The organism is Myxococcus sp. CA039A (assembly GCF_013336645.1).
In the GTDB taxonomy this organism is placed as follows: domain Bacteria; phylum Myxococcota; class Myxococcia; order Myxococcales; family Myxococcaceae; genus Myxococcus; species Myxococcus llanfairpwllgwyngyllgogerychwyrndrobwllllantysiliogogogochensis.
Genome location: NZ_JABUMQ010000067.1, coordinates 1 through 25,491, shown reverse-complemented (window position 1 = coordinate 25,491; position 25,491 = coordinate 1). Strand labels below are relative to the sequence as shown.

At 67.3% G+C, this 25,491-nt stretch carries 19 protein-coding genes; 12 read left to right on the top strand and 7 right to left on the bottom strand.

Going from position 1 to position 25,491, the window contains the following annotated elements:
- Positions 1 to 80 precede the first annotated feature (80 nt).
- Positions 81 to 2,429, bottom strand: a complete 2,349-nt coding sequence (locus HR086_RS13850; RefSeq protein ID WP_174465864.1) for a DUF3857 domain-containing protein — start codon at positions 2,427 to 2,429, stop codon at positions 81 to 83.
- Positions 2,430 to 2,553: 124 nt separating this feature from the next.
- A complete protein-coding gene (locus HR086_RS13845; protein ID WP_174461329.1) occupies positions 2,554 to 4,752 on the bottom strand; it encodes an RCC1 domain-containing protein in 2,199 nt (732 codons plus the stop codon).
- A gap of 533 nt (positions 4,753 to 5,285) precedes the next feature.
- Between HR086_RS13845 and HR086_RS13840 the strand changes: the two genes are divergently transcribed.
- From HR086_RS13840 to HR086_RS13830, 3 genes are all read left to right on the top strand, one after another.
- The gene (locus HR086_RS13840; RefSeq protein ID WP_174453393.1) at positions 5,286 to 6,515 is read left to right on the top strand and encodes a hypothetical protein; all 1,230 of its coding nucleotides are present in this window, start codon (positions 5,286 to 5,288) and stop codon (positions 6,513 to 6,515) included.
- A gap of 192 nt (positions 6,516 to 6,707) precedes the next feature.
- Entirely contained in the window at positions 6,708 to 6,923 is a 216-nt protein-coding gene (locus HR086_RS13835) for a DUF2892 domain-containing protein (RefSeq protein ID WP_174453394.1), read from the top strand.
- A complete protein-coding gene (locus tag HR086_RS13830) occupies positions 6,899 to 7,501 on the top strand; it encodes an RNA polymerase sigma factor (protein ID WP_371817186.1) in 603 nt (200 codons plus the stop codon). The genes HR086_RS13835 and HR086_RS13830 overlap by 25 nt, the downstream gene beginning before the upstream one ends.
- Positions 7,502 to 7,561: 60 nt before the next feature.
- Here HR086_RS13830 and HR086_RS13825 read toward each other — a convergent pair whose 3' ends face one another.
- Positions 7,562 to 8,311, bottom strand: coding sequence for an SDR family oxidoreductase (locus HR086_RS13825; protein WP_174465863.1), 750 nt, complete (start codon positions 8,309 to 8,311; stop codon positions 7,562 to 7,564).
- 52 nt (positions 8,312 to 8,363) lie between these two features.
- Here HR086_RS13825 and HR086_RS13820 point away from each other — a divergent pair, with 52 nt between their 5' ends.
- The 5 genes from HR086_RS13820 (at position 8,364) to HR086_RS13800 (ending at position 13,283) form a co-directional block, all read left to right on the top strand.
- Entirely contained in the window at positions 8,364 to 9,371 is a 1,008-nt protein-coding gene (locus HR086_RS13820) for a GlxA family transcriptional regulator (protein WP_174465862.1), read from the top strand.
- A 34-nt stretch (positions 9,372 to 9,405) separates the two neighbouring features.
- Positions 9,406 to 10,596, top strand: coding sequence for a hypothetical protein (locus HR086_RS13815; protein WP_174465861.1), 1,191 nt, complete (start codon positions 9,406 to 9,408; stop codon positions 10,594 to 10,596).
- A gap of 45 nt (positions 10,597 to 10,641) precedes the next feature.
- The gene (locus HR086_RS13810; protein ID WP_174465860.1) at positions 10,642 to 11,907 is read left to right on the top strand and encodes a hypothetical protein; all 1,266 of its coding nucleotides are present in this window, start codon (positions 10,642 to 10,644) and stop codon (positions 11,905 to 11,907) included.
- A 190-nt stretch (positions 11,908 to 12,097) separates the two neighbouring features.
- Positions 12,098 to 12,643, top strand: a complete 546-nt coding sequence (locus HR086_RS13805) for a DUF3060 domain-containing protein (RefSeq protein WP_174453397.1) — start codon at positions 12,098 to 12,100, stop codon at positions 12,641 to 12,643.
- Positions 12,644 to 12,890: 247 nt separating this feature from the next.
- Positions 12,891 to 13,283, top strand: a complete 393-nt coding sequence (locus tag HR086_RS13800) for a hypothetical protein (protein WP_174453398.1) — start codon at positions 12,891 to 12,893, stop codon at positions 13,281 to 13,283.
- Between the two features lie 309 nt (positions 13,284 to 13,592).
- Here HR086_RS13800 and HR086_RS13795 read toward each other — a convergent pair whose 3' ends face one another.
- From HR086_RS13795 to HR086_RS13785, 3 genes are all read right to left on the bottom strand, one after another.
- The gene (locus HR086_RS13795) at positions 13,593 to 14,807 is read right to left on the bottom strand and encodes a methyltransferase (RefSeq protein ID WP_174465859.1); all 1,215 of its coding nucleotides are present in this window, start codon (positions 14,805 to 14,807) and stop codon (positions 13,593 to 13,595) included.
- A gap of 144 nt (positions 14,808 to 14,951) precedes the next feature.
- A complete protein-coding gene (locus HR086_RS13790; RefSeq protein ID WP_141645263.1) occupies positions 14,952 to 15,323 on the bottom strand; it encodes a hypothetical protein in 372 nt (123 codons plus the stop codon).
- 153 nt (positions 15,324 to 15,476) lie between these two features.
- Positions 15,477 to 16,799 (bottom strand): triacylglycerol lipase, encoded by a 1,323-nt coding sequence (locus tag HR086_RS13785; protein WP_174465858.1) that lies wholly within the window; start codon positions 16,797 to 16,799, stop codon positions 15,477 to 15,479.
- A gap of 571 nt (positions 16,800 to 17,370) precedes the next feature.
- On the opposite strand from HR086_RS13785, the gene HR086_RS13780 reads away from it, so the two are divergent.
- Positions 17,371 to 20,595, top strand: coding sequence for an Ig-like domain-containing protein (locus tag HR086_RS13780; protein WP_174465857.1), 3,225 nt, complete (start codon positions 17,371 to 17,373; stop codon positions 20,593 to 20,595).
- Between the two features lie 64 nt (positions 20,596 to 20,659).
- Here HR086_RS13780 and HR086_RS13775 read toward each other — a convergent pair whose 3' ends face one another.
- Positions 20,660 to 20,914: a hypothetical protein gene (locus HR086_RS13775; protein WP_141644129.1), complete on the bottom strand. Its 255-nt coding sequence runs from the start codon at positions 20,912 to 20,914 to the stop codon at positions 20,660 to 20,662.
- 301 nt (positions 20,915 to 21,215) lie between these two features.
- Between HR086_RS13775 and HR086_RS13770 the strand changes: the two genes are divergently transcribed.
- The 3 genes from HR086_RS13770 to HR086_RS13760 form a co-directional block, all read left to right on the top strand.
- Entirely contained in the window at positions 21,216 to 21,848 is a 633-nt protein-coding gene (locus tag HR086_RS13770; protein WP_174465856.1) for a hypothetical protein, read from the top strand.
- Positions 21,849 to 22,077: 229 nt separating this feature from the next.
- Positions 22,078 to 23,907: a S1C family serine protease gene (locus HR086_RS13765; protein WP_174453403.1), complete on the top strand. Its 1,830-nt coding sequence runs from the start codon at positions 22,078 to 22,080 to the stop codon at positions 23,905 to 23,907.
- Between the two features lie 484 nt (positions 23,908 to 24,391).
- A partial coding sequence (locus HR086_RS13760; RefSeq protein ID WP_373564297.1) for an Ig-like domain-containing protein occupies positions 24,392 to 25,491 on the top strand: 1,100 nt, incomplete at its 3' end.

The window sequence follows — 25,491 nt, the reverse complement described above, 5'->3', positions numbered from 1 at the left end:
ACGGACTCACGGCGCATGGCGGGCACGGCCCCCTGTCCCCGGAAGAACACCCGCGCAGGTGCGCGTCGGCCTGTATGGACTCAGGCCGCGCGCTCCTCGCGCACCGTGAAGTAGGCATGGCGTCCGCGGCCACAGCCGGAGCATGTCCACTTCGCCAGGACGAGGTGCTGCTCTCCGAGGACGACTTCCTCCAGCTTCGGTGCCCCGGCACCGGCCACGCCGCACGCGCAGCGCACTCCGGACAGCCGCGCGTGCAGCTCGCCCACGGTGGCGAGCGAAATGGCCTGAGCGGGGCTGTCCCCTTCGACGGAGGCGAACTTGCGCGAGAACGCCCGCTTGCGCCGCCGCGCCTGCACGTCCCGGAGGAACGCACGCGGCCCATCACCCATGAACATGAGGAGCCCGCCCAGCGCGAGGCCCCCCAGCCCCATGGCCACGCCGACCCAGGTGAACCCTGAATTGCCTCGGCCTCCGTTGCCGTGAGTCGTGCCGAGCGTCACCTGGTAGCCGGTGTGGACGTCCATCCGCTTCAGGGCCTCCAGGTGCGCCATGAGCTGGGCGGGCTCCACCGCGTCCGCGAGGCTGTGGTAGCGGTATTCGAGGAAGAGCACCTTGTCGCCGTCCTCCGTCCAGAACCTGTAGTCGAGCGCGCTGGCGGGTCCTTGGACGGTGTCCCGTTGGTGCCTGATGCGCATGGAGTGGAGCGACTCGAAGCGGATGCGCTGCCGCACGTTCACCGGGTGGATGATGGCCAGGGGCATGGTGCGCTGACCGATGCGCGGCCGGGTGAGGTAGCGGGTGATGGTGGATGCGGTGAATTCGCGCTGCTGCTCCAACCAGAAGGACTCGATGACGTAGCGCTCCACCAGCGTGATGACGTTGTGCTCCGGGTCGTCCTGCACGGAGAGCGGCGCGGTCGAGCGAATCGTCGGGTCATTGCGCGCATAGAAGTTGAGGTACTCACGCTCCACGTCCTTCAGTGACGCGGTGGAGAGGTTTCGGCGCATTTGATTGGCACTCGGGCCCTTCCAGTGCGTCGTCACGGTGAGGGCCACGGGTTGGCCGGCGGCGCTCTCCACGTAGGACTCCTCCAGTTCCATCACGGGCTCCTGACTCCGAGGCTCCGGAATCTCCACCAGTCCCGTGGTGGCTTCGTCAATCGGCAGGGCGCGGCGGAACGGCGGCGGCTCGAAGGACTCCAACGGACCTCGCTCGTGTGAGGCCGTGGGGTCCAGCCAATAGTCACGCCCCTCCAGGCGCGCCTGGACGATGACGTGGTCGAACACGACGGGAGACGGATACATCGACTCCACCGTCTGCTTCCAGGCGGAGTGGACGAGCGCCGACCGGGCCTCGATGCCGAGCGCCCGCAGCAGCGTGACGAGCAGCAGCGTCTTGTCCTTGCAGTCACCAAAGCGCCGCGCGAGCACTTCCTCCGGAGCATGAGGGCGGTGCGAGTTGGGACCCAGCTCCATCCCCAGGTAGCGCACCTCGTCCTGCACGAAGCGCAGCGCCCCGAGCAGGCGCGCGGAGGGGGAAGCGTGTGCCGCGCGCAGTCGCTTCACCTCTTCCTGGAGCGTCGGGGGCAACCGCGCGGGCGCCTGGTAGAGGGGCACGGCCCAGCGCGCCACCGCGGCCCAGCTATCGAACTCGCTGAGCTGCAGCCAGGGCCAGGGCTGGTACCAGGAGGGGAGCGAGTCATCGATGCTGAGCGCCGGCACGTCGTGCTGCTCCCAGACGTACTCGCGCACACCGCCCGCCTCCTTCACGGAGGGAGACACGTCCGTGCCGTGTTGCTTCACATGCAGCCCGCGCGCGGAGGGCCATAGCAACCGGTAGCGCCAGTGGCCCAGGGGCGTGCCGTAGCGCGTTTCCACGGAGGCGAGGAAGCGGCCGTCGAAGACAGGGTTGTCGCCCTCGACGGTGAAGTCGTACTCGATGACGTCACCCACGCGCACGTCGCGCACGAAGATGAGCGCGGAGAGGGTGCCGTTGTAGAGCCGCTGCTCCAGCTCGCGCTCCTGCTGGATGACCTTCACGGCCTGGGGCTCCAGCACATCCTTGCGTTGCCCGCCGCGGTGCAACCAGACGCCGTGCAGGGTGAGACGCTCGAAGGATGGGTCGAACGTCACGTTGATTTCGGCGGCTTCCTCGATGCCGCCCTCGGTGAGGACGCGTCGCGCGTAGTGGGCATAACGCTCCACCCGCGGGCGCTCCGCGCGCACCTGGAGATCGGCGAGCGCGTAGTGAACGCCCCCGGTTTCGCCCAGGGGCCGCGAGTCCCTCGTCTCCAGCGCGACCGGGCGCACCCAGGCCGCGGGAGGTTGGACCCGGAAGGAACGCTCTGTGTCCTTGGGGGCTGCGCTGGAGGGGAGGGTGAGGCCGAGCAGCAGGGCGGTGAGGGGCGCGAGGAGATGAACGGAGCGCATGCGAGGAGGGCGAGAATGGAGGCATGCCCCACGGGCTCGCAAGGGCTCCGAGCTGGAGTCGAGCCACGCGCCAACGGGCGGGCCCGGAGCCATGCTTGATCCGGGCCCGCGGTGGCCCCAGGGGTTACAGCAGGGAGATGCTGGGAGTGATTCCGTCGGAGGGGGCGCCATGGCCCAACTGGCCATCGGCGTTGTGGCCCCAGGCCCACACGGTGCCGTCATCACGTACGGCCAGCATGTGGTCGCCTCCCGCGGCGGCCGTGACGACCGCGCCGCCCAGCCCCTGCACCTGCCCCGGCGCGAGCGGATTGGACGTGGTGCCATTGCCCAATTGCCCCGATTCGTTGGTGCCGCCGGCCCACAAGGCGCCGGTGGCGCTCAAGGCCAGCGAGGTGCCCCCGCCTCCAGCCATCTCCACCAGGCCCGTCATCGCCACCTGCGCCGGTCGGGTGCGGCTGTACCAGCCATTGGCGAGCAGCAGCGTGCCCGTCCCGCCGTTGCCCCAGGCCCACCCGGTGCCATCGAAGCGCACCGCCAGCGAATGTGCATTGCCTCCCGACACGCTCACGACCCCAGTCAGTCCCTGCACCTGCACGGGCGTGAAGCGACGGCTCTTGGACCCATCCCCCAACTGGCCTCCGTAGTTGTCTCCCCAGGACCAGAGGGTGCCGTCGGAGCGCACCGCCAGCGAGTGTACGCCACCCGCCGCCACCTTCACGACGTCACTGAGTCCCGACGCCTGCACCGGCGTGGCGCTCTCGTAACCGGCACCGGGATTCCCCAACTGCCCGACGGAGTTGTTACCCCAGGCCCACACGGTGCCGTCGGAGCGCAGCGCCAGGGTGTGGCCCCCTCCCGCGGCGATGGACACGACTCCGCTCAGCCCCTGCACCTGCACCGGCACGGCGCCGCCGTTGCCCCACTCCCACACGGTGCCGTCGAAGAGCAACGCCAGCGAGTGGTCGCCAGCCGCGGCGACAGCCATGACGCCGCCGAGCCCCGGCACCTGCACGGGCGCGGCCCGGCGCGTCGTCGTCCCATCCCCGAGCTGGCCGGCGTAGTTGGCGCCCCAGGCCCACACGGTGCCGTCGTACCGCAGCGCCAGGGAGTGGGCCGGGGCCGCCGCCACGGAGGATGTCTCGCTCATCCCCTGCACCGCCACTGGCAGGAACTGACTCGCGGGCGTCCCATCTCCACGCTGCCCCACGTCGTTGTTGCCCCAGGTCCACACGGAACCATCGGAGCGCAGGGCCATGGCGTGGTCCCGCCCCGCGGCGATGGCGGTGACCCCGGTCAGCCCTTGCACCACCGCGGGCGTGGTGCGGCCAGTCTTGGTGGCGTCGCCCAGTTGACCGCTATCGGCGTTGTAGCCCCAGGCCCAGACGGTGCCATCGGAGCGCGCCACCAGGGAGAACAGATTGCCCGCGGCCACGTCCACGGCTCCGGTCAGCCCCTGCACCTGCACGGGCGTGGAGAGCGGCCACGGAGTCATGGGCAGGTACGCGTTGCCCCAGGCCCACACGGTGCCGTCGGACTTCACCGCCAGCACGTATTCCTCGGTCGCGGCGACAGCCGTGATGCCGGTCAGCCCCTGCACCTGCACGGGCGTGGAGGAGGACGTGGTGGTGCCATTGCCCAGTTGGCCAGAGCCGTTGTAGCCCCAGGCCCACGCCGTGCCGTCGAAGCGCAGGGCCAGGGACATATTCCTGCCCGCGACCACGGCCACGGCCCCGGTCAGCCCCTGCACCTGGACGGGCGTGGAAGAGGAGGTGGTGGTGCCATTGCCCAGTTGGCCAGAGCCGTTGTAGCCCCAGGCCCGCACGGTGCCATCCGCCATCACCGCCAGGGAGTGATCCGTGCCCGCGGCCACCGCCGTCGCCCCCGTCACCCCTTGCGCCTGTACGGGCACAGGGCTGGATGTCGTGGAGCCATTTCCCAACTGACCGCTGCCATTGTATCCCCAGGCCCACACGGTGCCGCCAGAGCGGAGCGCCAGCGAGTGAATCGAGCCCGCGGCGACCGCCGTCGCCCCTGTCAGTCCCTGCACCTGGAGGGGCACGGCGCTGTTCGTGGTGGAGCCATTGCCCAACTGCCCGTATTCGTTCGAGCCCGCCGCCCACACGGTGCCGTTCGGACGCACTGACAGGGAATGGTCCCTTCCCGCGGCGATGCGGGCGCGCGGCTTCGTGCGCGTGATGGGCGAGCCCACCGATGCTTCCTCGACAGACTCCCCCGTCGGGGGTTGGCCACAGCCCACCGCGAACCACAGTCCGAGGCAGACTCCCAGCCATCGGCTCATCCGCTGACCTTCGCTCCGTTGCATGTATCGCTCCTGATGTAATTGCCTGTCCGGCTGCACTGGCATTGCTCTGTTTGTCATGGTGAAACATCGGGTCTGCCGCGATGACGGCACCCGCCGCACCCGCATCGGGCGCGCCGGACCCTCCGCGGTCATCCACCGCGCGCTCCCAGGGGGACACGAGCGCGCGGCCCCTGACGTGCCCGGGCTTCGGTTTATTCTCGACCTCGTACAAAAAGCGGAACAGGGCGGCCGGTGACTCGCGGTGCTCGGAACGGGGCGGGATGTGCGGGGTGAACCGGTTCCAGGGCCGGCCCCGGGGTCGTCGTCCTCGAGGTTGGGGTGGCTTCGTATCCCTCCGGCTCGCGGCCATCGAGTCGCCGCTGACGCGTCAACCACCCTCCTGACGCGTCAGGACCCCTGCTGACGCGTCAACCGCCTGGTGTGAGTCCTGAGATGCGTGTGATTGCCTTGGGGAATCGCGGCAGGGCGTGCTGGCATGCCTTCTGCTTGGGTTTCCGAGCGAATCATCATCACACAAGGGGAGGCTCATTCGTATGAGCATCGTACAGCCAATCTATACCGGCGGAAGCTACAATATCATCCAGACGGTATACCAGCTTTCGAGGTTCTCTGGTCTGGGCGACAGCCTGGAAGACACGGCCTCCAACATCGCTCAGCAGCTTGGGCCTATCATCGATGCTGCGTTGACGAGCAATAGTCAACAATTGGGTGTGTGGACGCGAGTGTGGGGACCTTGCGTCTATCAAACCGACACGGACTGCAGCGGCAAGGGCAGGGTGTCCAAGGTGGCCGACAATGTCATGTACGCGGTCCACAATGCGCAAGCGGACTGCTATGTCGTGGCGATAGCGGGCACCAACGGGAACAGCGACACCGCGCACAATTGGTACGACACGGACTGTCTGGACAATAGCGTCACGAACACGGTGGCCTTCCCGGTGGGAATCACCCCGACGAACAGCACCAGTCCCAGTCAATTCAACGTGGGGAACGTTTCGCAGGGGGCGGCACGGGGGACCACGAATCTGCTGAACATGCTGGATTCGCAGACGAATCAATCGCTTCAGACCTTCCTGGGGGAGAAAGCGTCCTATCAGGCGACGCTGATCTTCGCTGGGCACAGCCTGGGTGGCTCGCTCTGCCCGACCTTGGCCCGCTGGCTCTATCAGAACGTCTTCGATGTGAAGCGGTGGGCCGCGCTCTATGTGCTGCCGACGGCCGCCCCCTCGACCGGAGATCAAGGATTCGTCAACGCCTTTACTGCGCTCTTTCCGCCGACGGCGATCTCCGGCATCGCGAATTATGGCTACTGGAACCAGGTCATCTGGAACCAGTACGATGTGGTGCCGCACGGCTGGACCAACTTGATGAACGTCCAGCCGTACAATGTGCAGAACGACGTGGTGTGGGATTACGTCGAGAACAAGTCGTGCCAGACGCTCTACGGCCCGCTCAGCGGCTTCCTGGGGCTCGATGCCAACCTTGTTTATGGCGCGATCAACCAGATGTACCAATTGCTGCCGAGCCCGAATCCCTACGTCAGACTGCCTTCGCAGAAGTTCACGCCGTCGCCGCTGCCTCCCCATCCGGGTAGCTTCAATGATTTCATGACGACGGTGGGGCAGCAGCACCTCAACGCCTATGATTCCTTCTTCGGGGTGACACCCAACGTGGCGAAATTGAAGGTCAGCCTGATGCCCTCGGTGCCCGGCGACGCATCCGCGACGGAGGAGCGTTCCGCGCCAGTGCGAAGCACCGCCTGATTCACGGCTTCCCGTGGGGCGGAAGTGTCCGGGAGCCACCCAGCACGGGGGATCAGCGCCACCGGTGTCCGCGGGGGCGCGTGTTGGCTCCCGTGGACTCCCCGCGAATCTGGCACGCGGGGCGGCGAAAAAATCCGGGGCCCTGAATCCTTTCTGGCGCGACGTGACTTCTCCTGGTGAATGGAGGGCGTCATGAAGCGAAATGTCGGGAAGGTGGAGCGGCTGTTCAGGGCCCTGGGCGGGTTGGTGCTGGTCACGTGTGCGGCCCTGGCGCCGCTGTCGCTGGCCATCCGGGTCGCGACCTTCGGAGTGCTGGGGGCGTATCTGCTCTTCTCGGCCCTGGCGGGGAGCTGCCTCGGCTATGCCCTGATGGGCCGCTCGACGTGCCCCCTGGGGCCGGGGCGCTGATGGGCGCGGGGCACGGAGGGTTGCTTGCCGCGGCGGCCCGGGGAGATGACGAGGCCCTCGCCGCGCTGGTGCGCACCTACCACGACCGGGTGTACCGGTTCGGCCTGCGCGTGTGCCGGGACGGCTACGACGCGGACGATGCGGTGCAGGAGGCCTTCACGAAGCTCGCGAAGCGCCCCGAGGTGCAGCGGGACGCCAGCGTCCTCTCGTGGTTGATGAGCGTGGTGCGCAACACGTGCCTGCGCATGCTCCGTCCCTTCGTCCGCGAGCGGCAGTCCCTGGGCGAGCAACTGAGGGAGGACGCCGCCCTTGTGTCCGACGCGCTCGACCCGCAGAAGGCGCTGGAGCGATGGGAGCTTATCCAGTCCGTCCATGCGGCCATCGCGGCCTTGGAGCCCATCTATCGCGAGGTGCTCATCATGCGAGACCTCGAGGGGCTCTCCGGCGAGGAGGTTTGTAGAGCCCTGGGGCTTGAGCTGGCCGCCATGAAGACGCGGCTGCACCGTGCGCGGACCCAACTGCGCGAGGAGCTGCTGCGCCGAGGTGAATGGCGTGAGCACGGCAAGCGCATGAACTGACGTTCGCGAGCAGGTGCCTTTCGCGGGCACCTGGTCATCGCCGATGCTCATGCGCGCGGACTATGTCGCGGAACGGCGGAGCCACTCCTCGAACCGCGTCGGCCCCACACGAACTCCGTCGCCCGGCGTGAGCGACTGGTCGTCCAGCTCCACGCCAAAGTAGGGCGCGTGAGCATCGGCGATGACCTTGCGCCCGTCCTGCTTCGCGGTCATGAAGCGTTGGACCACGTCGACGAGTCGCACACGCTCCGGCCCGGCCACTTCGACGATGCCATTGACCGGCGCGCCCAGCGCCGCTTCGGCCACCGCGTCCGCCACGTCGTCCGACGAGATGGGCTGTATGAGCGCCGTGGAAACGCGCACCGTCTCGCCTTCCGTTCCCGCCTTGGCGATGCCGCCCATGAACTCGAAGAACTGCGTCGAGCGCACGAGGGTGTACGGAATCCGGCCGGCAGTGATGAGCTTTTCCTGCGCCATCTTGCCGCGAAAGTAGCCGCTGCCCAGAAGCCGCTCGGTGCCGACCACCGACAGCGCGACGTGGTGCTTCACGCCAACCTTCTCTTCCGCCGCGAGGAGATTGCGCCCCGAGGTCTCGAAGAACTCCAGCACGGCCTTGTCCTCGAACGACGGCGAGTTCGCCACATCGACGACCACCCGCGCGCCCGCGAGCGCCTCCTCCAGGCCTTCACCCGTGAGGGCGTTGATGCCCGAGCTGGGCGCCGCCGCCACCACCTCGTGGCCCTGCCCGCGAAGCCTCGTCACCACCTTCGTTCCGATGAGGCCGGTGCCACCGATGACCACGATCTTCATGTTTGCCTCTCCGTTGACGACGAGAATGTAGGCATGAAAGGGTCTGGCAGCCATGACAGATACCCCGGAATTTCTGCCAGTTTCGGGCGGGCAGCGCACCGTGCTCTTCGTCGCCTTTCCCGACATGGGGTTGCTGGACCTGACGGGGCCGCAGACCGTGTTCTGGGCCGCCTCAAAGGCCCTGGCGGAGTGCGGCTTGCCGGGATACCTCCGCCACACGGCGAGCCTTGATGGTGGGCTGGTGCAGTCGGCGGAAGGCGTCGCGTTGCAGACGGTGCCGCTCGCCGCGTTCGCGAGAGTCCCTGTCGACACTGTTGTCGTTCCTGGCTCGCCGAACATCGAGCAGGTGCTGGCCCGCTCCGAGCCGCTGATTGAATGGCTGCGGTTGAAGGCGGCAGCGACCCGCCGCACCGCATCGGTCTGCAGCGGCACCTTCCTGCTGGCCCAGGCCGGGCTCCTTCAGGACAAGCGCGCGGCGACACACTGGGCCATGTGCGACCTGCTGCGCGAGCGCTTCCCTTCAATCAAGATCGACCACGACGCGCTCTTCGTCCGTGAAGGCCCTGTGTGGACCTCGGCCGGCGTCAGTGCGGGAATCGATCTGGCCCTCGCGCTGGTGGAGGCGGACCATGGACATGACCTGGCCATGAAGGTGGCAAGGGAGTTGGTCGTCTTCCTGAAGCGGCCGGGTGGGCAGTCGCAGTTCAGTGAGCTGCTGAAGTCGCAGACGAAGGACGGCGACGCCTTCGATGAGCTGCACCTGTGGATCTCCGACAACCTGGGCAGCGACAACCTCACCGTCGAAGCGCTGGCCGAAAGAGCCCGCATGAGCCCGCGCAACTTCGCGCGTGTCTACAAGCAGAAGACCGGCCGTACTCCGGCGAAGGCCATCGAGGTCCTGCGGCTGGAGGCCGCCCGGCGGATGCTGGAGGATTCGAAGCGCAACGTCGACCAGATCGCCCGCGTGTGCGGCTTCGGGAACGAGGAAAGGATGCGGGTGACCTTCCAGCGCAATCTTTCCATCTCGCCAAGCGACTACCGGAAGCGGTTTGCGACGTGAAGTCTTCATGCTGTAACGGCGACGGGAGGGTCTGGTGAAACGACTGGGGACCGTGGTGTTGGGGCTCGTGCTCGCGGGAGTGACGCTGGCGGCGTCTCCTCGCTCAGAGAATCCGGAAGGCTTCGTCCTCGAGCCCTTCCAACCCTGCGCGCCTTCCGGAGCCGGCTACCTGGCCTTCACCCCGGGTGGGCGACACATGCTGCTCGAAGAACCGGAGGATGCTGGAACGAGGCGCATCTGGGCCGTCGAGCCGGGTACCCGGACTCCCCCTGTACTCCTGACGGGCGCCGCGGCCTCCAACGAGCATCTCGCCTGCGGCGGTGATGCGTTGAGCACCTGTGTCGGCTGCCGAGGCCTGACTCCGGATGGCGGGAGCGCTCGGACCCTCGGCGTCGCGTGCCGATGGTACCGGGGTGACGGAGGCTCGGACGAGGTCCGGTTCCATGGTGACTGGGCCGAGGGACTGGAGGGACCGTACTCCTTCGAGGTCCATCCGGAGCGGCACTCGGTCGCGTTGCGGAGCTCCGACAATGCAATCCGTGTCATCGAGCGTGACGGGGGAGTGTCCCCATCCCTCCGGATACCCGAGCTGCGGTGGGTGACGCCCATGGGCTGGGAGAAACAAGGAGCGCGCTACCTGCTTCGATTCGGGGTCTCCTCGCTCCCTGGCGTGCAGTATTTCGCCGGTGACTACGATCCACCCGCCGAGAGAGAGCTCCTCAGCGCGCTGTGGGACCCGAGCACCGGCGTGGTGGGCGCGACGCAGGTGTGGCCGGACGATGGCGAGAGTCGCTCCTTTTCACCCAGCCGTCGGTATGCGCTGGACCTTGACCCGAGGGATGGGCGGGCGCCGGTGCTCGAGGAGGTGTCCTCCGGGGCCATCCGTCGGCCGAAGTTGCCCGAGCGCGTGCGGAATGCGGTCCTGGGGGCATCTGGAGGCATTCCGGCCTCCTGGGCGGGTGGTTCGCGGTGGCTCGGCGAGAGCTGGGTGGCCCTGAGCCTCGACCCGCTTGTCATCCTCGATACCCGGACGCTGAAGCTCTTCTATCCGATGGCCCTGCGGACGCTCGTGACGCTCGAATCCTTCAGTCCGGACCTGCGCTGGGCGGTGGGTCGCGCGCCGGACGGAAGCTGCCAGCTCGCGAGCCTCCGACCGACGAACGGAGCGCAGGTCCCCAGGCGTCCCTACCCGGCATCGTGGTGGCCCGAGGCGGCCACCGAGTAGCGGAGGAATGGCTCAATCCCACGCAGGTACTGGAGGACCGGGGGCATGTCCCACGTCGACTACGTGAAGATTCGTGGCTGCGAGGCCTCGGAAGAGGTGCGGCCAACGCTCCAGAGGCACGGCATCACCGCGGGCCCGGACCTACACGAGAAGGAGAAGGTGGAGCAGGTGCTGCTGGACGCCCTGGATGACTTTCCGGAGGCGCTCATCTGCGTGGTGTTCCAGGACACGTTCTGGGAGTTCGAGCACGGCGTGCTCCTGGCCTCTGATGATGAACTCGACGAGGCGGAGGTCTGCTGGTCCATGAAGGAGGATGAGCGGGTCGGGTTCGCGGTGCCGAAAGGGGAGGCCGCCCGGGTCCCGCTGTCCGTCGACGCGGACAGCCTGCTCGACCTCTTCGACGGCACGACGAAGGATGCTTCCGCCGAGGAGCACCTGCTGCGCCTGCCCAAGCGCTTCTTCGAGCTCCCGAAGGCACTGCGGATGCTGGCGCATATCGCCGCGGTGCTCGAACCCGACCGGTTCCAGGTCCTCGTGGACATCGCCGGGCACTACTACGTGGCCACGCTGGAGCGGAAGAAGGGGGTCGTCCTGGCGCCGCTCTACCCCTGGGTGGAGGACGGCGAGGTGCGGAAGCTCATGCGCTCGGCGGTGGGCACTCCGGCGTCGGAGACCTTCGAGCCCTGTCCGAAGAAGGTGCGGACCCGGGGCGGCTCGAAGCGGGACCCCCAGCAGCCCTTCACCACGGGCTCGCTGAAGGCGCGCATGGACAGCGTCCAGGACGCCCCCGTCATGGTCCGCGCCGCGTATGGCAGCAAGACCTTCGTGGATACTCCCGAGGCCTTCGAGCAGCTCGTGGCCGCGCTGCGGGCCCCGGAGAATGGGGGACCCCGGTTCGCCCCGGTGCGGAGCGCGCTGTACCAGGTGCTCTTCAATCACTGGCCGGAGAAGACTCGGCCGCTGCTCTTCTCCGGGCTGGAAGCGGAGCAGGACGACGCGGTGCGCGGGCGGCTCTACGCCTGCCTGTCGAGGGTGGAGGACCCGGCCGCGTACCACGCCCTGGCGCGAGGCATGAAGGTGGAGCCGCCCGGGGTGCTCGAGCGGCTGTCCCAGGTCATCTGGCGGCAGACGGCCACGGTGGAGCTGCTGGTCCGTGAGTACCTCGTCCCCGCATGGCCGGAGGACCGCGCGCTGGCGGACCGCCTCGTGAAGGTGCTGCGTGACGAATACGTGGAGATTCCGCCCGCATGGGTGTCCGAGGCGCCCGAGGAACTGCTGAAGGTGCTCGGCCCCGTCCTCGCGAAGGCCTAGGGACGCGGGGCATCACGCCCGCCACTCCGGGTCGAGGTCCGCCAGGTTCGCCATGCCCCTCCGCTGCATGTGCCGAGATGAAGGCTCACTGCAATCCACTGGACTGTCGCGCGATATGTCGCGGGGATTTTGAATCTCCGCGACGCCGTTGCGTACATTGCGCATCCAGCCACTCAAGGGGTCCACCGCAATGCACAACCCATTCAAATCGAAGGCCTTCATCGTCATCGCATGTGTCCTGGGGTCCATGACGGCCAGCGCCCAGGATGAGGACGAGGCCGCGTCGGTCAAGGTCGGCAAGGACGGAAGCGTGAAGGTGAAGGCGCAGGGAAATACCGTCGAGACGCGTGGCGGAACGACACGGGTACGCTCGGGCGGAGGCGTCGACGTCCAGGTCGATGGCGCCATGGCGCATGACGATGACGACGAGGCTGACACGTCGTCGCGGCGCAGCGGCTCGCTCGAACTGGTGGACTCCGAGCGCACTGTGACGCACGACTGTGCCGACGGGGGCAAGGTGGAGATTGTCGGCTCCGACAACAAGGTCACCCTGACGGGGACCTGCGAGCTCGTCGAGGTGACGGGCAGCGACAACCAGGTCGTGGTCCACACCGCGCACCGCATCGAGACGACGGGCAGCGGCAACAAGGTCTCCTGGAAGCAGGGCGCGGAGAAGGGCAAGAAGCCGCGCGTCAGCAACACCGGAACCAACAACCGCATCGCCCAGGCGCGCTGAGCCGGGACGTCGCGAGGAGGTGGGGCCGGCAGACCTTCGCCCCACCTCCCGTTCCCACGGGGATGGCCCGAGGCCGCGCCTGCCTTCATTCAGGCGCGAGGGTGGCGCGGTCTTCGCCCGCCGGACCGGCCTGGCAATCGTCACATTTAATTGTGATTAATCCCGGTTAATCAGCACGACAAGCAGAGTGGCCTCTACCTGCCGCCGAAAGGGTCACGGCAGGGCTGACAATCCAAGAGGTCAATCCATGTTGAAGCAAGTCATGCGGCCGTTGTTCCTGGGGGCGATGTGGTTGGGCGCCTCTGCCTGTGGTGGAGCGCCGATGGACGAGGCGTCCGCCGAGACGGTGGAAGTGGGCGAGGTGGAGCAGAACGTGTGTCAGCCCGGGACGTACCAGGGTGCTTGTCGCGACTACGGCAGCGGTGGGTGGCTGGACTCGAGCTGTCCGAGCGGGACGCCGTACAAGTGGAGCTTCTGGAACTGCTCCCAGTATATGTATGGCTCCGGAGCGTCAGCCCAGTACTACCGCCAGTACTGCTTTGACCTGCAGCTCTACACCTGCCACAGCAGCATCAACACGCCTCCTGCCGGGAGCCCTCCGCCTGTCGGCCCCCCGCCGCCCTGCAGGCAGAACTGCTAGTCCGTGTCTGGCTAAAGCGGGGTCGCGCGAGGGATTCGCGCGGCCCACGCCGCGCGTGACGCCAATCATACGTGCAGTCATGTCATGTGGGGAAAATAGGACAAAGTTGACAGATTGGTAAAGACGCTCGCGACAAGTCCGCGCGTCTGCCGTTGAGTCCCGTGCATGGGTGGACCGACCGACCGCACCTACGGCTTCTGCTACCACGACGGACTGTGAGCGGCTCGAGGTGAGCTTGTCCAGGCCCCCGCGGTGCCCCTCGTGGGAGGGCGGCCTGGACAGGCGTTTCCCACGGGGCCCGGCCCGTGCTCAAGCGCTCCGCGACGCGATGAGCGCGAGGTTGCGCGGAGACAGGCGCCGATCGAAGAGCTGGAGGAGTTCGACCTGGAAGCCCAGCTCCTCCAGGAGGATTGCGCGATCAAGCAGGAGCACGACTTCCAACGCCCTCGCGAAGCGGTCCCTCAGCAGATGGCAGAGCAAAAGCTCCCGCGTCTCGGCGCGAACGGACACCTCGAAGGCATTCAGCTCGGCGTCCGTCATGCGGGGGTCGAGGCCCAGGCGCTCCATGCGGTCGAGTGCGTAGACGGCGAAGGGGCCGTCATAGAGCGCTCGGGGCGCGTCCCCGGCCCTCACGAAGCCGCGCTCGGGGAAGTGCCGCTTCGCTAGGAGATCGAACGCGAAGCGCCACGCGTAGACCCGCTTCATCCGCGCGAACTCCACCTCGGTCTTGTGATGCCGTCCCCGCGTCGTCAGCGCCAGGGCGTGCGAGGTGAAGGGCAGTGGGTGCGCGCCCCCGAAGCCGGACACGGGGTAGTCCCGAGGGACCTCCAGCTTGTCGTAGCAGCAGCCGATGTTCAGGACGAAGCCCGCCCCCTGGCTCTTGCGGAGCTGCGTGAGGGCGAGCGGCCCGCAGGTGTGCAGGCCGATAGAAGCCCGGTCCAGGCCGGAGAAGAGCGGGTCGATTCGCGGTTGGAGTCCGTCCTCGACGGAGGCCTGGATGAAAGACAGGGTGTCCCCGACCGGGGAGTGGGTTCTCGTCAACCACCGCCGGCCCTTGTCCTGCAGTGCGGCATCCCTATCGATGCTGTGGAAGGTCCACCCGAACGTCCGCGCACAGAGGCGGGCGAGATGTCCCATGCCGCCGCCGATATCGACCGCCTGGTGGATGAAGCGCGTTCTCGGCGCGAGCAGGGCGAGCACCCGCTCGAGTTCGTGGGTCTTCTTGGTGCTGAGTCCCTGCGTCTGCGCGACTGTCAGCGGATGAATGCCCTCGTGCCAGGGCAGCACTGTCAGTTCCTGGAGTGCGCCGAGGAGCGCGCCCAGGGACGGAGGAGGGACGCCCACGTGCACCCCCTGGTCCAGCCGCCGCTCGCCCGCTTCATCGAGCGACCGGGCATAGGCAAGCCAGTCCTCGGGATAGGCGGCGCCGGACTCGGGCCAGCCCTGGAGGATGGAGCGGGACCAGAGTGGGGACCAGGGCCCGAGCAGGTGCGTGAGCGCCTCGAGTCGCGCCTGGAAGTCCATGGCGGCGCATCCTACGCGCCGCTGCTCCGCCCGTGGGCGATGACGAGGGCCCTCCCTCGGCAGCCGTGCTCGGCAACGCATGGGCGCACGCTCGCCCCCAGGCGTTGTTCCTCGTCGGAGGCGAGCGCGAAAGCCCGGCCGACGTCAGTCGCCGCGGTAGGTGGTGTCGAGGATGCCGATGCCCGCGCCTTCCACGTACAGGGTGACCTGCGTGCCCTGGGTGGCGGCCTGGGTGGCGCGCTCGAACAGGCCCAGGCGCTCGGCCTCGCTGTACTGGTAGCCGGCGGACGAGGCACCCGAGCCCAGATAGTAATAGCTGCCGACGAAGCTCCCCGTGCAGTTCGCCCCGGTGTTCACCTGCACGACCACGTAGCCCTGGCCGTAGACGACATTGGGTTGCCGGGTGTACTTCGCCGCGCAGACGTAGCCATTCACGGTGATGGGGGCCGCCAGGGCCGTGCTGGAAAACCCGACCGACATCATCACCGCCGAAACAACGATGGACGCTCGCTTCATGGTGTTGTCCCCTTGTGCTGTGGATTGAGGCCTCCGCGCCCAGGTTGGGCGTGGGGCTCCGGAAAGCGTCTCTGCCTTTCCTCGCGAGATAACGTGCGACGGGGGATTTCTTCCTCACCTCATGTTCGCGTTCGAGCGTGGGAAGAGGAGGGGTCAGAAGGTGACTTCTTCGATGACCTTTGTGTGGTCGCCTGGCAACCGGGGTGCCACCTGCCCGGCGAGCTCCTTGATGCGCGCCGCGGAGCAGCCGCCGCAGCCCAGGGCGTCCTTGAGCTTCTTCCCTCCCGGACCGGCCCGCAGGTTCTTGACGGCGTTCCACGCGTTGATGAGGCCGAACTTCCGGGTGCGCACGGTCTCCCCTCGGATCGCCTTGCAGATCAGCTCGAGGTCCGCGTCATCGAACTCGGTGAGGTCGCGGGCTTTGTCATCACTCGGGTGGTTGGCATAGAACACCCTGCGTTGCCTGGAGAACGTGGGCCGGGTGTTCAGCGTCTGCATGAGCGCGCTGCCCGCGGTGAGGTCTCCCGGTCCGGGCACGCAGTCGGAGACAATCAGCGGAGCATCCGTGAACCCCTGGAAGACGGGGTCGATCAGGGTCATCCGGAGGTCGAGCTGACTCGGGCTGGGCGCCGGTTCGAGCACGAAGCCCTTGCGATGCCGGCCGCGCACCTTCTTCATGAATCCGCAGTTGGTGGGGACCTCCGTCGGCATCCATTCTTCGTCCGCGAGCGAGTGGTCCGCGCCCGTCGCGATGATTGCGCCGAGTGAATGCGCCACCACCTGCACGGTCGTCCCCGAGTGCGCTCCCCGCGCCTGAACGATGGCGTTGCGCAGGCAGTCCGCCGTCTCCATGGGGTGCCGGTTGTCCGGGTAGAAGAAGTCGTAGACCTGCGCATTGGAAGGGAAGTTGTTGATGGCCGGGTCCATCACTTCGGGCCCGGCGCCGATGCCATGCACGGAGATGTAGGGCACCTTGTTCGGATCGATGGGCCCTCTGGGTCGCAGCTCGCACATGCCACAGCGCGCGCGCATCCGTGACCGCTCCGCGCCATTCGTCCGGTCACTCGCCGTGGTCGGCGTGGGATTCAGGACGGGGGTTGGAGCAGGCGCGGCCTGGGGTGCGAAGGAGGCTTGCACTGGCGGCCCCTCGGTCAGGGTGGCGCCCGCGTCGGTCCCTGCGTCGGCGCCCGCGTCCACGACAGGCCCCGTCCCCGCATCCCGCCCTGCGTCCGAACCCGCGTCGGCGCCTCCGTCCGAACCCGCGTCTGAACCACCACCGCCACCGCCGTCCGAACCCGTGTTGGAGCCCGCATCGGTGCCTGCGTCGTCGTCACAGGTGGCTGTCTCCGTGAACTCCTGCTCAGGAGGAGGACAGCCGGCGTCTCCGGCGTCACCCGCATCTCCAGCGTCCCCGGCGTCAGCGCCTCCGTCACACTCGTCGCAGACCTCGGGCTCCTCCTCGTCTTCGGTCGACATCCCTTCGCGCCACTGCTCCGTGCTCCCTGTGCCCTTGTCCTCCGAGAGGCAGGCCGACATGCCGACGGCAAGCACGAGCATCGCCAGGAAGCGCGCGCGGGCAGCGAGGGGACTGGCGGTCGGGGGGGGCGGTGGCTGGGAAACCAGCATGGGATGTCCTGGATTGAGAAGGAGTTGCGAGTCCTCCCCGCGAGCATAGGACAAACAGCGGCACGTGAACAGGTTTACATTGAAAATCACGATAATCGGAATGGGCCGCCAGACGCTGATGCTGGGGCTGACGGCGCGCGGTATCGGAACCTGTGTCCAGGCTGACGATGTATCCCGAAGTCATCCGCCGTGAGCCTTCAATCCCAGATGAGTTCATCCATCCGCTCGGGCGGGAGTGGAGTTGATGGGACGAGGAGGGTGGCTAACGAGAACACATGTTCACGATTTGCGGGGGCACTGTTTTCATGTAATCAAACAAAGACAGAGGGGGATGTCCATGCAGCGGTTCTTGAGAGTGCTGGCTGGCGCGGTGTTACTTGTTTCGTGCGGAGAATCGGCGAGCGAATCGGTGAAGACTCCGGTGCGTCTCGAGGTCGAGCGCGAGTTGACGGCACGCGGCTTTGATTTGCGCGAGATGTCCGTGGTGCCCCGGAAGGAAGGGGACGACACGTACCACCAGCTTCGTGTCGACGAGCTGCCGGTGTGGGGCGTGGGTGCGAAGACCGCGAACGGGAAGACCCGCGTCACCCCGGTTCGCGTCGAGCCCACGGCGAAGGTCGAGACCCAGGCGCGCGTCACCCGGAGCGAGGCCGAGGCGGCGGCCCTCTCGGCGCTGGGCGACCCCACTGGGACGGTGTTGCGCGGCGGAGAGCTGATGCTGCGTCCGCACGAGGAGCGGCGGCTCAAGCCGGGTGTGCCGGTGGCGGGCTCTCACGATGCGACGCAGTATGAGCGTGTCATCACCGAGCTGACGCCCATCTACCGACTGACGCTCTCCACCGGTGGCCCGGGCTCTCTCTGGGCCTTTCCGCGTGAGTGGGTGGGCGAGGTAGACGCGCTTTCGGGCAAGGTCCTGCGGGTGGCTCCGGCGGAGGTGCACGTCACCTACGCCAACGCGTCCTTGAAGGGGCGCTACTCCGGCACCAACACCTTCTCGGTCGTCGTCAACACGGCGAAGGCGCTGTACAAGCTCGAGGACAAGCGGGGCAACAAGTTCCTCGCCACGCGCCCGAACGGCGACGGCACCATTACCTATCTCGACTACTCGAGCCCCGATGCGTCCTTCGGAGATGGCGCGCTGTTCAACGTCACCTCCGAGGCTCGGAGCACGAACGGAGAGACCGCCGCGGTCGACGCCTTCTTCGCCTCGAACATGACGTCGACGATGTTCGAGTACTTCCTCGGCCGGACGGGGTCCAAGGCGCTCCCCCCGATGGAATTCAAGATGCACTATCCATGGGACAACGCGGGCTACATCGCGAGCAGCAATGACCCAAGGGTCTTGATTGGCTATGAGACCTATCCGGCGCCGACGGGGGTGACGACGCTCGTCCACCTCGCGGCCACCGACATCGTCGCCCACGAAATCACCCACGATTTCTTCATGCGTGAGGTGTGGGGGGATCCGAGCCTGGGCTCCGGGGCGTCCGGAGAGATTGCTGCCCTCAATGAGGGCACCGGCGACATCATGGGCTTCTTCACCGAGCTGGGGCGCGACACCCTCAAGCGGCGCCCCCTGAATGAGATTGACCAGGTGCTCCTGCGCCCCGCCAATCTGACAATAGGCGAGGACACCGGAGTTGCAGGACGCAGCCTCCTGACGCCCTCCAATCCGGAGTGGACCCCGGACCTCGTCAACTGGGATGAGCACGAGAGCTGTGGGCCCATCGACCGGATGTTCCTGCTCCTGGCCTATGGCTGTCAGCCGCTGGCGCAGGGCCAGTCTCCGGGGCCCTGGAACTGCCCGAGGGTCCCCGAGGGCTTCACGGGCATCGGGCCGTCCACCGCGGCGGTCATCTGGACCCGCGCGGTGGAGGCGCTCCCGGTCGGGGCGGACTACGCCCAGGCCCGAGACGCCGCGCTCATGGCGGCCGGGGTGATTGACGGCGCCTCCTCCTCGACGAAGATGCGCGCGGTCGCCTCTGCCTTCGCGGCGATCAACGTCGGCGCGGTGCCGGACAACCAGCCGCCGCAGGCGACGCTGTCCTGCCGGCAGCGCGGCTCGGACATCGAGTGCACTGGGACGATCACCGACGCGGAGACTCCCAATCAGGCCCGCCAGGCTCCGCGCCTCGTGGTCGACGGCGGCGTGCAAACGGTCGTGCTCCCAAGCTTTCAGTTCACCCAGCTCATCCCCGCGGGCGCTCTCTCCACGGGGCCCCATACGATTGTTCTCGAAGCATGGGACCTCTGGAACAATCAGGTGACCAAGAGTGTGACAGTGACGCTGGACCGGACGCCGCCCACTGCGTCGCTCACCGTCACGGGCTCGCTGAAGCAGCCGTGGTTCTTGATCACCGCGAACGACGCTTCGGGAATTGACTCGGTCGACTTCATCCGGAACGGACAGTTGATTGTCTCGCTCATGGCGCCGCCGTTCGAGCACCAGTTCGACACCACCACCTGGGCCGATGGTACCTACCCGCTGAGCATCAAGGTCTCCGACCCGGCCGGTAACGTGACGACGCTCACGCACACGCTGAGGGTCGACAACACACCGCCGTCGGTGTCGATGGCCGTGAGCTCCTCCGGGCCGCCGTTCACCGTCAACGCTTCCGTGAGTGATGCATCCGTGATTACCCGGGTGGACTTCAAGGTGGACGGAGTGGTGTTCGCCACGAGGACGAACTCCGCGACGACCTACTCCGCCAGCTACTCACCGACCGACGGGCTGGCGCACAACCTGATTGTCGAGGTCACTGACGCGTTCGGGAACAAGGGTGTCGCGACCCGGGCCGCGCCGCTCGACAGCACTCCGCCCGCCGTGACGTTCAGCGCGTCCCAGTTGGGCACCACGATGACGCTCAGCGCGAACGTCACCGATACGTGCGGCATCCAGTACCCATACTCGCTCTTCGTGGACGGCACCCTGGTCGCCCAGCCCACCACGCCGGGCTACGTGCTGACGTTCGGCTCGGAGATGGCGTCTGGAACGCACGTGTTCCAGGCGCTGGCGCAGGACCGTTGCGGCAACACGGCCAACTTCGTGGCCTCGTTCGTCAAGTCAAACTCCGTGCCGGTGATTGTCTCCATCACGCGCAACGACACCCAACCCAAGAAGCCGAAGTTCACGGTGGCCTGCAACGACCCGGAGGGAGTCCACCACGTGGAGATGCGCGAGAATGGCGTCATCCTCCAGTCCGACACCACCGCGCCGTACGAGTTCGTCGTCGACACCACCTCGCGCACGGACGGCGATTACATCGTGCTGTTTCAGTGCTCGGACAACGCGGGCTTCGCCAGCAGCCCGGAGACCCGGACGGTGATCGCGGACAACACGGGCCCGACGTTCAACTTCAGCGTCCAGGGCTCACGTCGCGCGTATCTGGTGTCGGCGGGTGCGGTGAGCGACTCGCACGGTGTGCAGTCGGTGACCCTGAGCGGAGGCCTGATTGGAGGCTTCACCGTGACGCTGCCTGTGGCCCCCTACGCATACGTGTGGAACATCGCTGGCACAGCCCCGGTCCAGAGTGACCTCCCATTCTCTATCTCGGCGCGAGACACCTGGGGCAACGAGTCTTCGCTCAGCCGCATCTGCTATGTGGACACCGCCTCGACGCAGGACGTCGTCCTGAATTGTCATTAGGTGTCCTGAACCCCAGGCAGGCGGCCGGGCCCGGAGAGTTTTTTCCAGGCCCGGCCGTAAATTCTCAGTCGGTCAGACAGACCCACCTGTTGTGCGGAATGGCCTGGCAGAGACAATAACCCGGGGTGCCGTTGGCGAAGGTACAGCCAATCTCCCGGTCCGGGCTGCAGACCTTGCCCTGGAGGGACTCGCAGGTGGCGGCCTGCGCGGACACTTCCTGCTCGGGAAGGGCGCCAGTCTCGGTGCCCTCCGGGACTTCTGCTCCGCCACAGCCAACGATGGAAACGAGCGCTGCGAGTGCCAGTACACGAAGAATCATGTTGGAAACCCCGTTGCAGTTGTAGCCCTCGAATCCAACTGCGGGCCCTGGGCTTGGGTCAAGCGCCACCCTTCTGACGCGTTGCGCCCATTGTCCACCCCACGTCAGTGGATGTGTGGGAACTGGAGGCACCGGAAGTCCCTCGGCCCGAGTGGCTTCCAAGAAGTGCCTGGCTTCAAGTGAGGGATGTCTCAGCTGTCCATGGGGATGCGGCTCCTGCCTTTCCCGCGAACCCTCTCCAGGGAGCGAAACACCTCGTGGAGACGAATGTGTCGGTGCTCGGCCATGCTATGGAAGAGACATGAGTGATTCGACCACGCTTCTGGGGGCCCGCAACGTGCGCATCAGCGCGGACTTCTGGAAGAAGTGCGCGCCCCTGCTGGGCAATAACGTGTTCCTCGACCTCGCCCTGGTGAGGCGCACGGCCTGGGGAGACCTCGACTTGTCGCTGCCGGAGGGGACGCGGCTGATTGGCTATGTGAAGCAGGAGAAAGACTATCTGGTCTTCCTGAAGACGCTGGAGTCGTTCCTGCCGAAGTCACCCACCACTGGCCTCAAGTCCTGGGGCGAGGCTGTCTTTGAGTCCACGGGAGGGGGCCGCTGGCGCGTGCTGTTCCGGTATGGCCCGAAGCCGGAGATTCGCGTTCGCTACCAGGTGTGGGCCGTCAAGCCTGTCTCGTCCATCCGGCCGCTGTCGCGCGCGAAGGCGACGCGGGCCGCGCGCCCCGACAAGGAGCGGCTCTTCGTGGACACGGAGACGGACTTTCGAGGCGTGGCGCTGGTGGGCAGCGAGCTCTGGGTGCGTGCGGGCAGCCTGGGCGAGCCGGGGCGCGGCAAGCGCACTGCGTTCAAGGACGCGAAGCAGGCCCGCGCCGCGGCGGACGCGCTCATCGCGAAGCTGCGTAAAAAGGGCTTCGTCGAGAGCAAGGTCTGACAGGAGGCCGCCGGACCCGTTCCTCGGATTTCGATGCCCGGGCTTGAAGGCTTGCTCGGGCGAGGTTGTCGGGTTGGGGTTCGGGCCCCGGCGCGGGGGCTGATGTGGGTGGGCTGGGACTCCACGCGCGTTCGGAGGCATGATGATGGGAGCAGCCGAGGGGTGACCCGGTCCTCGCGGGTGACGCACGGGTGCCAGGAACCAGGGTCGTTGCAGGGGGAGCGCGGGAATGTCGGAGTCGGTCGAGCAGAGGTGCCTCCGGTGTGGTGCTCCGGATGCGGGGAGCGTGGCGCGCTGTGTGTGCGGCGCCAGCCTCCGGGTGGACGTCGTGTTGCGGGACGCGGTGGCTGACGAGCGGACGCGCTTCGCGTTGGCCCGGGCCATCTCGCTGCTGGGCCCTCCCGCGCCCTCGTTCTCCGAGGCGCGAACCCTGCTCGCGACGGCGGGGGCTCCCCTGGCGCGTGGCGTCTTTCGCGCCTTCGCGGAGAAGCTCCTGGAGGTGCTGCGCGCCCAGGGCGCCCGCGCGGATTTGCGGCCGTTCGTGGAGTCGGTGGTGCCCGTCCAGGAGTCCTCGCGTGGACTCCTGAGGGCGCTCGTGGGTGCCTGCGTCCTGGTCGGGTTGGTGGGCGGCATCTGGATGGCTCGCTCTCCGCGTTTCGAGCGCACGCGCTCGAATGTCCTGGCCCTCGCCACGGGTGAAGACACTCCGGGCGAGGCGGCCCCCGTGCCCTCGGCTCTCTCCACCGCGGAGATTTCACGCCGCGCCGGCCCGAGCACGTTGACGCTGCGGTGTGGGAGCAAGACGGGCTCTGGCTTCTTCGTGGACTCCGAGCTGGTGCTGACCAACCAGCACGTGGTGTGTCCGCCGGGCAAGATGATGACGGCGGTGCTCGCGGACGGGCGGGAGCTGCTCGGTGAGACGGTCGCCAGTGACGTGGACCTGGACCTCGCCACCGTCCGCGTCGTGGGCGCGAAGGCAGTCCCGTTGCCACTGGGGGACGTCACGCGCCTGGAGCCCGGGGACCCGCTGGTCTTCATCGGCAGCCCCAAGGGCCTGGACTTCACCGTGCACGAAGGGAAGGTGGGCTTCGTGGGCCGGCAGTACCTGGGCACTGGCTATGTGCAGTTCAATGCCTCGGTGAATCCGGGCAACAGTGGCGGACCGCTGTTGAACGGACGCGGCGAGGTGGTCGGCGTCGTCTCGATGAAAATCGAGAACGCGGATGGGCTGGGGCTGGCGCTGCCCATCGCCTATGCGAGCAAGCTCGTCTCCGTGCCCACCACGCCCGAGTCCACGGAGCGCTGGAGTCAGTTGCTCAAGCGCGTGGCGCGCGACGAGGAGCGCGAGGTGCGGCGCTTCCAGGTGGACACCGAGCAGCAGGTGGTCCTCTCGGTGCAGCGGGTCGACGGGCTGGGGCTCATCGTGCTGGTCGTCGAGCGGTTCGACTCGCCACCCACGGCCGTGAAGCGCCGCATGGAGCTGGAGGCGGAGGGGAAGACGTGCACGCTGGATTTGGAGTTCGAGGACTGGCGGCCGCTGAGCCAGTCGCTGGCGGCGCAGGAGGACTCGCGGCGGCTGCGCTGGTTCCTCTCGCGAGGCCTCACCCTGGGCATCCACATCGGTGGGGCGCGGCTGCCCGTCGAGACCTGCTCGCTCCCAGAGGTCGGCACGGCCTGGCTGAAGTCAGGGCAGGGAAGTGGTGAGAACGAGGAGCGCATCGAGGTGTCGCTCAAGGACGTCAGGGAAGCCCGTGAGACGTGGACCCGGAACCCCGCGGGCATCCAGCGCTGGGAGCGGGAGCGCTTCAAGCAGAGGCTGGCGGGGAATCGCACACGGGAGGAGGAGGAGCGGTGGCGCACGTCCTTCGGCAAGGCCCGCGCGCGTGTCGCCCGCTTCGAGGAGGAGCGCGCGCGTCTGCGCAAGGACGAGTCCTCCGGCAAGCCGGTGGCAAAGCGCCAGTTGGAAGTGGAGGCGGAGCTGAAGCTGGCGAGCCAGCAGCTCGCCGAACTCGAGCGCTACGCCGTGGAGAAGAACGTTCCCCCGGAGTGGCGGCGGTAGGCCCTGGGGCCTGGGGCTCCGCTTTCGCACCTGTCGCCATGTCCGTGGCAGGTGCCGGAACGAGGTCGGAGGGGTCTGCTGGCGCTTTCGCGGTGGGCTCAGGACCTTCAAGGCAGCTCACGTCCATCCCCGCTCCTCAGCGCGCCCAGCTTTCCTTGGTGCTTACCTCCGGCGACGGTGCTCCTCGACCCCATTGTCTTCCTGCGTGGCAATGCCCGCGACCGTATGCCGCCAACCATTGCGAAGACCGTTCCGCCGACCTTCATCCAAGGACCAAGTGACTCAATCTGAGCACAGGCAACGAGGGTGAGTCCTGGGATGAGCGTCACTATTCCACCAGCAAGCCGCCACGGGTTGTTTGTACTGTGAAGCGCCAGTCAAAGTGACCTCGAATTCGCGCTCCACGCCAGTGCAGATGTTGCTGGATGCGTAAGGATTGCCCGCTCTGCCTGTCCACCTCGAGTGGCAAGCGAAAGAGGCTTCCATGCACAGAAGAAGTGTCCTCGCGGCCCTGGCCCTCATGTTGGGGTTCGCGGCCGGGTGTAGTGCTACGCAGCCGGAGCCAGCCGGCTCGGTGCGGTTGCTCGTCTCCGAAGGTCAGCGCCTGACGCCCGAGGGAATCACCCGGGTGACGGTGACCGTCTCGGCGTCGGACATGGAGCCCATCGAGGCCGAGCTCACCCTGACGGACGGTGTCTGGAAGGGAGTGTTGGAAGGCATCCCCGCGGGCACCGGGCGCAGCTTTGAGGCCCTGGCCTATGACAACACTCACTGGTGGCGCTACCAGGGTGTCGTGACGGATGTCACCATCGAGTCCGGAAAGCAGGCCCTGGTCGCCATCGTCTTGCAGGAGTTTGTCTTTCCCTCCAACCCATTCGAAAACGCGGTGCCTGTCATTGATGGGCTCGCGGTCTCCTCCACTGAGGTGGCGCAGGGGAGCGAGGTCACCTTGACTGCCGTGGCCCGTGACCCCAATCCCGAGGACAGCCTCACGTACACGTGGACGGCCAGCGTGGGCGGGCTGTCGAGCTCCACCGGCCGGGTGGTCCGCTGGACGGCCCCCTCGCAAGCCGGGTCCGCGGAGCTCACGCTCACCGTCAGCGACGGGCGAGGCGGGGCTTCCGGCACGAAGCTGTCCTTGAGCGTCCTCTCCGGTGCGACTGGCGCCATCGTCGAGACGAGCTTCAACCACGTGCCTGTCCTCCAGCGGATCTCCGCTTCGAGCGGCCGGGTGGATGTGGCGGAGACCACCGTGCTGACGGTGGCCGTGACGGACACGGATGGAGACTCGATTCGGTACGAGTGGAGCGCGAGCTGTGAGGGCACCTGGACGGACGCCGAACGCGCCACGGCGCAATTCACTCCCTCCGTGCGTCCAAGCAGGGGCTGCAACAACTGCCGCATCACGGTGGGCATTCGTGACTCGCGGGGGGCGTGGACCTCGGGTCGGCTCTCCATCTGCGTGGGGCCCGCCCCTTCACCCGTGGTTGTCGCGGATGCCCAGATCTGGGGAGCCGCTGGGGAACCGGTGATGGTGGTGGTGCCGCCGGGCAAGCACGTCGCGGAGCTGATGCTCTGGGGGGC

Bases quoted from the DNA above. Each gene is read 5' to 3' on its own strand.
- HR086_RS13825 (WP_174465863.1), bottom strand. From the start codon at position 8,311: ATGAAGATCGTGGTCATCGGTGGCACCGGCCTCATCGGAACGAAGGTG.
- HR086_RS13820 (WP_174465862.1), top strand. From the start codon at position 8,364: ATGACAGATACCCCGGAATTTCTGCCAGTTTCGGGCGGGCAGCGCACC.
- HR086_RS13790 (WP_141645263.1), bottom strand. From the start codon at position 15,323: ATGAAGCGAGCGTCCATCGTTGTTTCGGCGGTGATGATGTCGGTCGGG.
- HR086_RS13800 (WP_174453398.1), top strand. From the start codon at position 12,891: ATGTTGAAGCAAGTCATGCGGCCGTTGTTCCTGGGGGCGATGTGGTTG.
- HR086_RS13835 (WP_174453394.1), top strand. From the start codon at position 6,708: ATGAAGCGAAATGTCGGGAAGGTGGAGCGGCTGTTCAGGGCCCTGGGC.
- HR086_RS13770 (WP_174465856.1), top strand. From the start codon at position 21,216: ATGAGTGATTCGACCACGCTTCTGGGGGCCCGCAACGTGCGCATCAGC.
- HR086_RS13785 (WP_174465858.1), bottom strand. From the start codon at position 16,799: ATGTCGACCGAAGACGAGGAGGAGCCCGAGGTCTGCGACGAGTGTGAC.
- HR086_RS13775 (WP_141644129.1), bottom strand. From the start codon at position 20,914: ATGATTCTTCGTGTACTGGCACTCGCAGCGCTCGTTTCCATCGTTGGC.
- HR086_RS13810 (WP_174465860.1), top strand. From the start codon at position 10,642: ATGTCCCACGTCGACTACGTGAAGATTCGTGGCTGCGAGGCCTCGGAA.
- HR086_RS13795 (WP_174465859.1), bottom strand. From the start codon at position 14,807: ATGGACTTCCAGGCGCGACTCGAGGCGCTCACGCACCTGCTCGGGCCC.
- HR086_RS13845 (WP_174461329.1), bottom strand. From the start codon at position 4,752: ATGCAACGGAGCGAAGGTCAGCGGATGAGCCGATGGCTGGGAGTCTGC.
- HR086_RS13805 (WP_174453397.1), top strand. From the start codon at position 12,098: ATGCACAACCCATTCAAATCGAAGGCCTTCATCGTCATCGCATGTGTC.
- HR086_RS13840 (WP_174453393.1), top strand. From the start codon at position 5,286: ATGAGCATCGTACAGCCAATCTATACCGGCGGAAGCTACAATATCATC.
- HR086_RS13765 (WP_174453403.1), top strand. From the start codon at position 22,078: ATGTCGGAGTCGGTCGAGCAGAGGTGCCTCCGGTGTGGTGCTCCGGAT.
- HR086_RS13850 (WP_174465864.1), bottom strand. From the start codon at position 2,429: ATGCGCTCCGTTCATCTCCTCGCGCCCCTCACCGCCCTGCTGCTCGGC.